General features: G+C 61.3%; 11 protein-coding genes. 8 read left to right on the forward strand and 3 right to left on the reverse strand.

Features of this window, described 5'->3' with window-relative positions:
- Nucleotides 1–7 precede the first annotated feature (7 nt).
- Nucleotides 8–184 (reverse strand): CsbD family protein, encoded by a 177-nt coding sequence (locus tag ACD578_RS15335; protein ID WP_404286279.1) that lies wholly within the window; start codon nucleotides 182–184, stop codon nucleotides 8–10.
- A 458-nt stretch (nucleotides 185–642) separates the two neighbouring features.
- Here ACD578_RS15335 and ACD578_RS15340 point away from each other — a divergent pair, with 458 nt between their 5' ends.
- Nucleotides 643–1,332: a sensor histidine kinase gene (locus ACD578_RS15340; protein ID WP_404286281.1), complete on the forward strand. Its 690-nt coding sequence runs from the start codon at nucleotides 643–645 to the stop codon at nucleotides 1,330–1,332.
- 18 nt (nucleotides 1,333–1,350) lie between these two features.
- Here the strand turns inward: ACD578_RS15340 and ACD578_RS15345 are convergent, their stop codons facing one another.
- Complete coding sequence (locus tag ACD578_RS15345; RefSeq protein WP_404286283.1) at nucleotides 1,351–2,607, reverse strand: glycerate kinase; 1,257 nt, start codon at nucleotides 2,605–2,607, stop codon at nucleotides 1,351–1,353.
- Between the two features lie 220 nt (nucleotides 2,608–2,827).
- On the opposite strand from ACD578_RS15345, the gene ACD578_RS15350 reads away from it, so the two are divergent.
- Nucleotides 2,828–3,628: an HAD-IIB family hydrolase gene (locus tag ACD578_RS15350; RefSeq protein WP_404286285.1), complete on the forward strand. Its 801-nt coding sequence runs from the start codon at nucleotides 2,828–2,830 to the stop codon at nucleotides 3,626–3,628.
- 69 nt (nucleotides 3,629–3,697) lie between these two features.
- Here ACD578_RS15350 and ACD578_RS15355 read toward each other — a convergent pair whose 3' ends face one another.
- Nucleotides 3,698–5,185 (reverse strand): NAD-dependent succinate-semialdehyde dehydrogenase, encoded by a 1,488-nt coding sequence (locus tag ACD578_RS15355; RefSeq protein WP_404286286.1) that lies wholly within the window; start codon nucleotides 5,183–5,185, stop codon nucleotides 3,698–3,700.
- A gap of 365 nt (nucleotides 5,186–5,550) precedes the next feature.
- Between ACD578_RS15355 and ACD578_RS15360 the strand changes: the two genes are divergently transcribed.
- The 6 genes from ACD578_RS15360 (at nucleotide 5,551) to ACD578_RS15385 (ending at nucleotide 11,880) form a co-directional block, all read left to right on the forward strand.
- Complete coding sequence (locus ACD578_RS15360; RefSeq protein WP_404293888.1) at nucleotides 5,551–6,714, forward strand: ABC transporter substrate-binding protein; 1,164 nt, start codon at nucleotides 5,551–5,553, stop codon at nucleotides 6,712–6,714.
- A gap of 124 nt (nucleotides 6,715–6,838) precedes the next feature.
- Nucleotides 6,839–7,597, forward strand: coding sequence for an ABC transporter ATP-binding protein (locus ACD578_RS15365; RefSeq protein ID WP_404286288.1), 759 nt, complete (start codon nucleotides 6,839–6,841; stop codon nucleotides 7,595–7,597).
- Nucleotides 7,590–8,297, forward strand: coding sequence for an ABC transporter ATP-binding protein (locus ACD578_RS15370; protein ID WP_404286290.1), 708 nt, complete (start codon nucleotides 7,590–7,592; stop codon nucleotides 8,295–8,297). Before ACD578_RS15365 ends, ACD578_RS15370 begins: the two co-directional genes overlap by 8 nt.
- Before the next feature lie 6 nt (nucleotides 8,298–8,303).
- Nucleotides 8,304–9,191 carry a branched-chain amino acid ABC transporter permease gene (locus ACD578_RS15375; protein ID WP_404286292.1) on the forward strand — a complete coding sequence of 296 codons (888 nt, stop codon included), beginning with the start codon at nucleotides 8,304–8,306 and terminating at the stop codon, nucleotides 9,189–9,191.
- Nucleotides 9,192–9,195: 4 nt separating this feature from the next.
- Nucleotides 9,196–10,170 carry a branched-chain amino acid ABC transporter permease gene (locus tag ACD578_RS15380; protein ID WP_404286294.1) on the forward strand — a complete coding sequence of 325 codons (975 nt, stop codon included), beginning with the start codon at nucleotides 9,196–9,198 and terminating at the stop codon, nucleotides 10,168–10,170.
- A gap of 69 nt (nucleotides 10,171–10,239) precedes the next feature.
- Nucleotides 10,240–11,880 (forward strand): GMC family oxidoreductase, encoded by a 1,641-nt coding sequence (locus ACD578_RS15385; RefSeq protein WP_404286296.1) that lies wholly within the window; start codon nucleotides 10,240–10,242, stop codon nucleotides 11,878–11,880.
- Nucleotides 11,881–11,923 lie beyond the last annotated feature (43 nt).

The raw sequence follows: 11,923 nt of genomic DNA on the forward strand, positions 1-11,923 counted from the left end.
AACGAGATCAGGTGCTCTTGCGGATCGAATCCTTGATCCCACCAATGGTGTTCTGGATCTTGCCTTCGGTTTTATCCATCTTGCCTTCGGCTTCCATCTTCGAGTCGCCAACGGCCTTGCCAAGACCTTCCTTCACGCGGCCCTTAATGTTCTTCATGCTGCCTTCGGCGCGATCGTTATCCATGATGATTCTCCTGAAACAGATATTCTGGCAGGGCAACGCCGTCCCGATAGGTTGGTTTCAAATAAATCGCGATCTGCGACAATACCGGCCACGAGCGGGTGAAAGGCCCGATCATTCCTTAGAGGCTTTTTCTGCTTCTCTTACTTTCAAAACTCGCGTTCATGTTGGTACAGCCGGATCATAAGACTTAGTAATGACTCTGACTCATCATAGATTATTCTCCGGGCCGAGACAGACTGCGCTTCTTCATTGAATGACAAGTCTGCCCTTCCAGGTGAGAATGAGGGATGGACAACGGCCTTGGGCGCACTAATTCGGATCAAGCCCTAATATAAACGTTATAAAGTAATATAGGTATCGCGTCCGTGTCCGCAGCCACCCGACGTCCTCCCCGGCCAACTCCCAGGACCTCTCGCCGTGCGAACAGCCGCACGGTGTCGAGGAGTCCGGCTCATCCATTGGACCGTGTCGCTCTCCTAGCCCATCAGCTGAGAACGCCTCTTTCGGCGATCAATGCCCTGGCTCAGGGCTTGATCCGACGCGCCGATCAGCTGAGCACGCACGATGTTCGGGCAAAGGCGGAGAAGATCTGGCGCGCCAGCCTGCGCCTCGACGAACTCACCGAAACGATCCTGTCCTATAGCCGGGCAACCGCCGGCGGAATTGTCCTCAACCCAAGCGAGTTCAACCTCGCCGAACTCATCCGCCGGGTTTGCAGGGAACAAGGCGGGCAGGACCCGTCCCGTGACATTCAACTCCAGCTTCGCGGGTTGCCCGCTATGGTGATCAGCGATGCTATCCTGCTGGAGCAGGCGCTCGTCATCGTCCTGTCCAACGCCATGAAATATTCGCCGCCGGAGCGGCCGATTGAAATCACAGCCCGCAGGAGAGCCGGCATGATCCGGATTGTCGTCAAGGATCGGGGGATCGGCATCCTGGAACGGGACCTGCCCTTCATCATGCAACCCTTTTTCCGCGGCCAGAATGCGAAGAAGCTGCCCGGCACGGGGTTGGGCCTAAGCCTCGCCTGGTACATCCTCAAGCTTCACGGCGGAGACTTGGAGATCGAGAGCCAGGAAGGCCGTGGGACCAAGGTCACGTTGATCGTGCCGGAAACGAACACGACCGGGCTTAGCTATTCAATCTGAGCCGGCATTTCGCCTCGCTCATGGACGAATGAGGATGCAACGGAAGTCGTTCACATTCGTCAGGGTCGGGCCTGTCATGACGAGCCTGCCGAGTTGCGCGAAGGCCGTATAGGCATCGTTCGTGTCCAGGTGAGAGGACAGATCGATCCCTTTCGCGCGAGCGCTCTCGAACAGGCTGCCGTCGAACCAAGCGCCCGCATTATCCTCTGAGCCGTCGATGCCGTCGGTATCGCAAGCGATGGCCGAGATCCTGCTTTCATCTTTCAAGGCTAAGGCCAGAGACAACAGGAACTCGGCATTGCGGCCGCCCCGCCCCTGCCCGCGAACCGTCACCGTCGTCTCGCCGCCGGACAGCAATACGCATGGCGCCTTGGCCGGCTCGCCATGCATCAGGGCAGAACGTGCAATGCCGGCCATGACACGCCCAACCTCCCGCGCCTCTCCCTCGAGCGCGTCGCCGAGGACGAGCGGTGTCAGTCCCAATTCACGGGCTTTGGTGGCAGCGGCATCGAGCGCCATCTTGGGCGTCGACAGCATGTGCACCAGACCGCCGGCGAAGGGCTCAGTGACGGCGTTGGACCGTATGGTCTGCAGGACATGTTCAGGCACTTCGATGCCGTACTTGCGCAGGATGCCGAGAGCGACGTCCGGGTCGACTCGTTCGGGAATCGTAGGACCGGAGCCGATGCTGCCGGGATCGTCGCCTGGAACATCCGAGATCAGGTAGGTGACGAGTTGCGCCTTGCCGACCGCCGCCGCAAGCCTGCCCCCCTTGATGGCGGAGAGCGACTTGCGCACCCGATTCATTTCCCCGATCGGAGCGCCGGATTTCAGCAGGGCGCGGTTCAGATTCTGCTTGTCCGCCAGCGTTACCCCGTCAGCCGGAAGCGACAGGAGCGCTGAGGCCCCGCCCGACATTAAACAGACAACGAGGTCGTCGGGACCGGCTTCCTGAGCCAGAGTCAGGATCCGTCCCGCTGCCTGCAACCCGGCCTCATCGGGAACCGGATGCGCGGCCTCGACGATCTCGACGGCTCGCGTCGGCACCGCATGCCCATATCGCGTGACCACGAGCCCCTCGCAGGCTCCTCCCACGCGGGCCCACGCCTCCTCGAAAGCCGCCGCCATGCGGGCCGAGGCCTTGCCGGCGCCGAGAACAATCGTCCGCCCTTTCGGCTTGGGCGGCAAGCGGCCATCGAACTGGCCATCTGGAAGCGCCGCCTTCAGGGCAGCATCGAAGAGGGCGTAGAGGATTTCGGCATCATCGTTTGGCATGGCGTCACTTTACGTCAGAAATCCCTTGCGTGAAGCCTTTGGCTGCAGATTGCACACAGGACGACGTGCCAGCTCATCAAAGACCTTGGAACACGCCTTGAGATCATGCTTAAAGACCGGCAATTAGCCGTCTCATGATCTATCCCATGCACCTGAGGATGCCCCTGCCGATGTCCAACTCCACCCAGCGCCCCTGCCTCCGCTCTTCGAGGAGCAAGGCATGAAGCCCCTGTCCCAGATGTCGCTGGAAATGGCGCGTGCCATTCGCGTGGTGCTGACCGACATCGATGACACCGTTACCACGGAAGGAATGCTGACGGCGGCTGCCTACGGCGCACTCGAACGGCTGCATCGGGCAGGCTTCCTCGTCGTCCCGGTGACCGGCCGGCCGGCGGGATGGTGCGATCACATCGCCCGCATGTGGCCCGTGGATGCGGTGGTGGGAGAAAACGGCGCCTTCTATTTCCGGTACGATCGTGAGCGCAAGACCATGCAGCAGCGCTTCTGGGCAAGCCCGGAGGAGTTGAAGCGGAACCGCGCGAAGCTCGAAGCCATCGAGACGGAAGTGCTCGCAAGCGTTCCCGGCACGGCGCTCGCCAGCGATCAGGCGTACCGCATGGCGGATCTCGCCATCGATTTCTGTGAGGACGTGCCCGCCTTGCCAGAAGCGGAGGTGGACCGGATCGTTTCCATCTTCGAGCGTGCTGGTGCACAGGCCAAGGTCAGCTCCATTCATGTGAACGGCTGGTTCGGCGACTACAACAAGCGGAGCATGGCCAAGACCCTGCTCGCCGATGAGTTCAGCATGGATTGGGAAGAGGCGAAAAAGGCCGTGGTCTATGCCGGCGATTCGCCGAACGACGAGCCCATGTTCGCAGCCTTTCCCTTGAGCGTCGGCGTCGCCAATATCCGGGCCTTCGTGCACCGCCTGACCAGCAAGCCGGCCTATCTTGCGAATGGCCACTCGGGAGAGGGTTTCGTAGAACTGGCGGATTTGCTGCTCAGGGCGAGAGGCGCGTAGGAACCCGTCAAACGGCGCCAGCGTCCATCGACAAAAGAATAAGCCCGGCAAGGCCGGGCTTATTCATGCCTACATCCCTGCGAGAGCGATGTACTTGAGTTCGAGGAAGCCCTCGATGCCGTACTTGGAGCCCTCGCGGCCCAAGCCGGACTGCTTCACGCCGCCGAACGGTGCCATCTCGTTGGCCAAGGCTGGTGTGTTCACCCCGACCATGCCGCTCTCCAGCGCCTCCGCCACCCGCCAGACGCGCGCCATGTCCTTCGCATAAAAGTACGATGCCAGCCCGAACTCCGAGTCGTTGGCCATCGCGATCACGTCCGCCTCGTCCTTGAACGTGATGATCGGCGCCAGCGGCGCGAACGTCTCCTCCTTCGTCACCTTCATCGCCTGCGTCACCCCCGTCATCACCGTCGGCTCGAAGAACGTGCTGCCCAGATCCGAGCGCTTGCCGCCCACCAGCAGCTTGCCACCCTTAGCCAGCACATCCGCCACGTGCTCCTCCATCTTGGCCACGGCGCGATCGTCGATCAGCGGCCCCATGGTCACGCCCGCCTCCGTGCCCCGGCCGAGCTTGAGCCCCCGGGTCTTGGCCGCAAGCTTCTCGGCAAATGCCTCCGCCACGCTCTCCTGCACGTAGATCCGGTTGGCGCAGACGCAGGTCTGGCCGGCATTGCGGAACTTGGATGCCATCGCGCCCTCCACCGCCGCATCGAGATCGGCATCGTCGAACACGATGAAGGGCGCATTGCCGCCCAGTTCCAGCGACAGCCGCTTGATGCCGTCCGCCGCCTCCTTCATCAGCCAGCGCCCGACCCCAGTCGAGCCGGTGAAGGTGATCTTGGCCACCTTCGGATTGCGGCAGAATTCCTCGCCGATCGGCTTGGCCTCGCCGGTGATCACGGAGAAAGCGCCCTTCGGCACCCCCGCCCGCTCGGCCAGCACGGCGAGTGCCAGGGCGGAGAGCGGAGTCTGGGCAGCGGGTTTGAGCACCATGGTGCAGCCGGCGGCCAACGCCGGCCCCACTTTGCGGGTGATCATGCCGTTAGGGAAGTTCCAAGGCGTGATGGCGGCGCAGACTCCTACCGGCTGCTTGAGCACGACGATGCGTTGGCTCGGATTGGCGCCGGGAATGACATCACCGTCGATGCGCTTGGCCTCCTCGGCGAACCACTCGATATAGGCGGCGTTCGAGATCACCTCGCCCTTGGCCTCAGCCAGCGGCTTGCCCTGCTCGGTGGTGAGGATCAGCGCCAGATCGTCGGCATTGGCGATGATCAGGTCGTACCATGTGCGCAGGATGGCGCTGCGCTCCTTGGCGGTGCGCTTGGCCCAGTCCTTCTGCACAGCATGGGCCTTATCGATGGCACGCCGGGCAATGTCGGGGCCGAGGTCGGGAACCTCGAGGATGAGCGCGCCGTCGAAGGGATCGGTGACGGGAATGGTCTTGCCGTCCGGCGCATCGATCCACTCGCCGGCCACATAGGCCTGCCCGACCAGCAGCGACGGATCCTTCAACTCCACAACACGGCGATCCACAGGCTTCGCATGAACGGTCATCTCAGGACTCCAATCGAGAAAATGGGAGGAGGGAAAGCTGAGCGAGATATAGGTGCCGCCTGAAGCTCTGTGAACCACTGGAGATGCGGATCAGGGTTGCCGGCAATGCGGCCAAGGTTTTGGAGGCGGGCGATGCTCCGTGCCTGAAAATGAGGCAGAAGCTTGAAGCCTAAAGATATCTGCGACTTAAGGATGACCCCTTCTCGCATTGCACAAGACATAAGTCGCTGTACCTTTCTGACCATCGCCGGGCGTACCCTCATGCTGCGGCTCGAACAATGGCTGGATCAACTGGCTTCGGAACGAAGGGAAGGAAATCGATGCGAGTTCTCAATAAAATTCTGTTCGCTCTCAGCTGCACCGTCATGGCGCAATCGGCCTATGCACAGCAGGCCTCCGATGGTGTGGTCAAGATCGGCATCCTGAACGATCAGTCCGGCGTTTACGCGGATTTCGGCGGCAAATCCTCTGTCGAAGCCGCCCGCATGGCAGTGCAGGATTTCGGCGGCAAAGTTCTTGGCGTGCCTGTCGAGATCGTGAGCGCGGACCACCAGAACAAGCCTGACGTTGCGGCCAGCATCGCCCGACAGTGGTACGATACGGAGAGGGTGGATTCCATCATGGAACTGACCACCTCTTCTGTCGCTCTCGCAGTCCAGGGCCTATCCAAGGATAAGAAGAAAATCACGATGACGACCGGTGCGGCGACGACCGATCTCACCGGCAAGCAATGCACCCCTTACGGCTTCCATTGGGCCTACGACACCCATGCTCTCGCGGTCGGCACCGGCGGCGCGCTGGTGGAAAACGGCGGCAACAAGTGGTTCTTCCTCACGGCGGATTACGCCTTCGGCTACTCCCTCGAGGAACAGACCTCGAAATTCGTGAAATCGAAAGGTGGTCAGGTTCTCGGTGCCGTCCGCCATCCGCTGGCAGCGACCGACTATTCGTCCTTCCTGCTGCAGGCGCAGAGCTCCGGCGCCAACGTGATCGGCATGGCCAATGCCGGCCTCGATACGGCAAATGCCATCAAGCAGGCGGCGGAATTCGGTATCACCCAGGGTGGCACGCGCTTGGCGGCGCTACTATTCACCCTCGCCGAGGTGAAGGGCCTTGGCCTCAAGGCTGCCCAAGGCCTGACCCTGACCGAAGGCTGGTACTGGGATCAGAGCGACGAGAACCGCGCCTTCGCGAAGAAATTCCAGGAGAAGACCGGCCGTATGCCGAACATGATCCATATGGGCACCTACTCCGCCGTGACGCAGTATCTCAAGGCGATCCAGAAGGCCGGCACGGACGCGACCGAGCCGGTTGCCAAGGCACTGCATGAGATGCCGGTCGAGGACGTCTTCGCCAAGAAGGGCAAGGTGCTGCCCAACGGCCGCATGGTCTACGACATGTATCTATTCCAGGTGAAGAAGCCGGAAGAGAGCAAGAGTGAGTGGGACATGTACAAGCAACTCGCCAAGGTTCCCGGCGATCAGGCTTATCTGTCGTTTGCCGAGAGCGGCTGCCAGGCCACGCAGTAATCCTTAGGCTGTGGTGGGGCGGCATGAGCAGCCCCACCCCTTCATCATCTGACAACGGCTGGTGTCGAGCCTTGCGCCCGAACCAGCCGTTTCCTCCTTACCAAGAGAGTGTCGGCCGGTTCATATGGTCAGTACGCAACCTATCTTGAGCGCCACCGGGCTCACCATGGAGTTTCGCGGCTTCCTGGCCGTGAAGGACGTGACGCTGTCCGTCAACGAGGGCACGATCCATGCCCTGATCGGACCGAACGGCGCCGGCAAGACGACCGTCTTCAACCTGCTCACGAAGTTTCTCACGCCGACCCGCGGGCAGATCACGTTCAAGGGTTCGGACATCACGGGCCTAAAGCCAGCCGAGGTCGCCCGTCTCGGACTTGTCCGCTCATTCCAGATTTCGGCGGTGTTTCCACACTTGTCTGTGCTCGACAATGTGCGCGTGGCGCTGCAGCGTCCGTCCGGCCTCGCAACGCAGTTCTGGCGCCACGCTTCGGCTCTTTCAACACTCGATGATCGCGCAATGGAACTCATTGATGCCGTTGGACTCAGAGCCTATGCGCATCTGCCGGCCGTCGAATTATCATACGGGCGCAAGCGGGCGCTGGAAATCGCCACCACGCTGGCGCTTGACCCGGCCATGCTGCTTCTCGACGAGCCCATGGCCGGCATGGGGCACGAGGATATCGGGCGCATCTCCGACCTGATCCGGCGCATCGCCCGGAACCGCACTGTGCTGATGGTGGAGCACAACCTGAACGTCGTTTCCGATCTCTGCGATCGCGTCACCGTTCTGGCGCGCGGCGAGATTCTCTCTGATGGATCATACGACAAGGTCAGCCAGGATCCACGCGTACGTGAAGCTTACATGGGAACCGAGCATGAGTAGCGCTCCCCTTCTCGAAGTCCGCGGGCTCAATGCCTGGTACGGCGAAAGCCATGTCCTTCATGGGGTCGATCTCAATATCCGCGAGGGCGAAACAGTCACCCTGCTCGGCCGCAACGGTGCGGGCAAGACGACTACCTTACGCGCGATCATGGGCATCCTGCGCCGCCGTGAGGGCGTCATCCGCCTGCGCGGCCAGGATCTCCTGAGGCTGCCGCTCCATAAGGTTGCGCAGGCTGGGATCGGCTACGTGCCCGAAGAGCGCGGCATCTTCGCGAGCTTGAACGTCTCCGAGAACCTGATGCTGCCGCCGACGGTCTCGGAAGGCGGCATGAGCGTGGAGGAGATCTATAGTCTCTTCCCCAACCTCCATGAACGCCGTTCGAGCCAGGGAACGAAGCTCTCGGGAGGCGAGCAGCAGATGCTCGCCATCGCCCGCGTGCTGCGCACAGGTGCGAGGATCATCCTTCTCGACGAGCCGACGGAAGGCCTGGCGCCTGTGATCGTACAGCGCATCGGTGATGTACTGGTCGCCTTGAAGAAGCGTGGCATGACCATCCTGCTCGTGGAACAGAACTTCCGCTTCGCGAAGAAAGTGGCCGACCGCTTCTACCTCATGGAGGATGGGCGTATGGTGAACTCGTTCCCAGGGCATGAACTCGATGCGCGCATGGACGAACTCCACGAAGTTCTTGGGGTGTAGAGCATCATGAGTACGATTTTCGGCATTCCCACCCCGGCCCTCTTTGGCCAGATCCTCATCGGCCTGATCAACGGCTCGTTCTATGCCATGCTGAGCCTCGGCCTTGCCGTGATTTTCGGCCTATTGCGGGTCATCAACTTCGCCCATGGCGCTCAATATATGCTGGGCGCCTTCGCCGCTTACCTGCTCCTGAACTACTTGGGCATCGGCTATTGGCCTGCGCTCATCCTGGCACCTCTGATCGTCGGCGCCATCGCGGTTGTGATCGAGAGAACGATGCTGAGCCGCCTCTACGGCGTCGACCCGCTCTACGGCCTTCTCCTGACCTTCGGCCTCGCCCTTATTCTGGAGGGCGCCTTCCGCTACTGGTTCGGCGCGGCGGGACAGCCTTATGCCGCTCCGCCGCAGCTGACCGGTGCCGTCAATCTGGGCTTCATGTTCATGCCCATCTACCGCGGCTGGGTGGTCATCGCCTCTCTTTTCATCTGCCTCGGCACTTGGCTCCTCATCGAGAAGACCCGCCTCGGCGCCTATCTCCGGGCAGCGACGGAAAATGCTACGCTCGTACAGGCCTTCGGCGTGAACGTTCCGCTGCTTCTGACCCTCACCTATGGCTTGGGTGCGGCGCTCGCTGCGCTGGCGGGTGTGTTGGCGGCCCCGATCTATCAGGTGAGCCCACTGATGGGCACAAACCTCATCATCATCGTCTTCGCCGTCGTGGTGGTCGGCGGCATGGGCTCGATCCTCGGTGCCATCGTCACGGGCTACATGCTCGGTGTGCTGGAGGGACTGACAAAGGTTTTCTACCCCGAAGCCTCAAGTATTGTTATCTTTGTGATCATGGCCATCGTTCTGCTCGTCAGGCCGGCGGGTCTCTTCGGGCGGGAGGAGTAATATCATGGCTGTCGGGACCCAATATCTTGCGGAACAGCCCAAGCTGCGCACCTCCTCCATGGTGCTGGGCGTGATCGCCATCGCGGCGCTGCTGGCGGCTCCGTTCTTCTTCTATCCCGTCATGCTGATGAGCGTTCTGTGCTTCGCGCTCTTTGCCTGCGCTTTCAACCTGCTCATCGGCTATGTCGGTCTTCTCTCCTTTGGCCATGCGGCCTTCTTCGGCGGCGCTGCCTATGTCACCGCTCATGCCGCCAAGGTCTGGGGCTTGGAGCCTTTGACCAGTATCCTTCTGGGCGTGGCAGGTGCCGCTGTCATGGGCCTCATCATCGGGTTCGTGGCGATCCGACGCCAAGGCATCTATTTCGCCATGATCACCCTGGCGCTGTCGCAGATGTTCGCATTCATCTGCCTGCAGGTGCCCTTCACCCATGGCGAGGACGGTATCCAGGGCGTGCCGCGTGGCTATCTGCTCGGCTTCATCGACCTGAACCAGCCCCTGACCATGTACTACGTCACGCTGGCGATCTTTCTGTTCGGCTTCTTCGCCATCTGGCGCATCGTGAACTCGCCGTTCGGCAATATCCTCAAGGCGATCCGCGAGAACGAGAGGCGCGCGGTCTCGCTCGGCTATCGGGTGGATCGCTACAAGCTCGGCGCCTTTGTCATGTCCGCCGCGCTGGCGGGACTGGCAGGTGGGACGAAAGCCATCGTATTCCAGTTCGCAACGCTCACAGACGTGCAGTGGCAGATGTCCGGTGAGGTCATTCTCATGACCCTGCTCGGCGGCATCGGAACGATGATCGGCCCCATCGTCGGCGCCGGTCTGGTGATTGCCTTGCAGAATTATCTGGCTGCGTCCGATTTTCCCGTGACGGTGCTGATCGGTATTATCTTCGTGATCTGCGTGCTGCTGTTCCGCCGCGGAATCGTGGGAGAAATCCTGGAGTTGATGAGGCGCAAGGCCAAAGGCGCCTCCTAACACACGAGCATGAGAAACTCTGCTGGCGTTCATGTTGCTGAACGCCGGCTCATTTCATTGAGCCGTACCATGTCAGGCAGCGAAACATTTGATTACGTGGTTGTCGGGGCAGGTTCCGCCGGCTGCGTTCTGGCAAACCGCCTGTCCAAGGATCCGCGGAACTCGGTCTGCATTCTCGAAGCTGGCGGCAAGGACAACTGGATCTGGTTTCACATCCCGGTCGGCTATCTCTTCGCCATCGGCAATCCCCGCGCCGATTGGATGTTCAAGACCGAAGCGGAGGCAGGCCTGAACGGCCGAATCCTGAACTATCCGAGGGGCAAGGTCCTGGGCGGCTGCTCGGCCATCAACGCCATGGTCTACATGCGCGGCCAGCGCGAGGATTACGACAACTGGCGCCAAATGGGTCTTACGGGCTGGGGTTGGGACGATGTGAAGCCGATCTTCCGCCAGCACCTCGATCACTACCTCGGAGCTGGCGAGCATCATGGCGTGGGCGGCGAATGGCGCGTCGAGGCCCCTCGCACCCGCTGGGACATCCTGGATACCTTCATCGAAGCCGCGGTCGAGGCCGGCATTCCCCGCGTCAGCGATTTCAATACGGGCAGCAACGAAGGTATCTCGTATTTCCACGTCAATCAGAAGAGTGGGCGGCGCTGGTCCGCGGCGCGCGGCTTCCTCAAGCCGGCCCTGTCCCGTCCCAATCTGAAGGTTGAAACGAAAGCCCATGCCACGCGCATCCTTTTAGAGGGCAAGCGTGCCGTTGGCGTCGAAATACTCCAGAACGGCACCTCAAGGCGTATTCTGGCGCGGAAGGAGGTCGTGCTTTCGGCAGGCGCCATCGCCTCCCCGCAACTCCTGCAACTGTCAGGAATTGGGGACGGCACGTTCCTCCAGCAGCACGGAATTGAGGTGGTTCGCCACCTGCCAGGCGTCGGAGAGAACCTGCAGGACCATCTGCAGCTGCGCCCGATTTACAAGGTGCACGGAGTGCGAACGCTCAACGAGGATTATCGGTCCCTGTTCAAAAAGGGACAGATGGCGCTTGAGTATGCCCTCTTTCGCAAAGGGCCCCTCACGATGGCACCGTCTCAGCTGGGCGCCTTCACGCGTTCATCGCCCGAATATGCGACACCGAATCTCCAGTTTCACATCCAGCCTCTGTCACTGGACAAGTTCGGGGAAGATCCGCACCCCTTCCCTGCCTTCACGGCGAGCGTCTGCAACCTGCGGCCGACCAGTCGAGGGAGCGTCAGGATCCGCAGCGGCCAATCGGGCGACGCGCCCTTCATCCGCCCGAATTATTTGTCGACTTCGGAGGACCAGAGAGTAGCCGTAGATGCGCTGCGCCTGGTCCGGCACATCGTCTCGATGCCAGCCCTTCAGAAGTACCGCCCCGAGGAGTACAAGCCCGGGGCCCAACTGACGACGGACGACGAGCTTCTGAATGGCGCACGGGATATCGGAACCACGATCTTCCATCCGGTCGGGACGGCCAAGATGGGGACCGACAGCGACCCGATGGCCGTCACCGACGCGCGCTTGCGTGTCCGTGGGATTGAGAGCCTGCGGGTCATCGACGCTTCCATCATGCCGACCATTACGAGCGGGAACACGAACTCGCCAACCCTGATGATTGCCGACAGGGGAGCTGCGATGATCCTCGAGGATCAGTCCCACCTCTCTATGCCTGCTTTGCGCTCGGCTTGACCTATTCGGAGGACCTTTCAGGCTCTATAACGACTAATGGGAG

The organism is Microvirga sp. RSM25 (assembly GCF_044784385.1).
Lineage (GTDB): Bacteria > Pseudomonadota > Alphaproteobacteria > Rhizobiales > Beijerinckiaceae > Microvirga > Microvirga tunisiensis.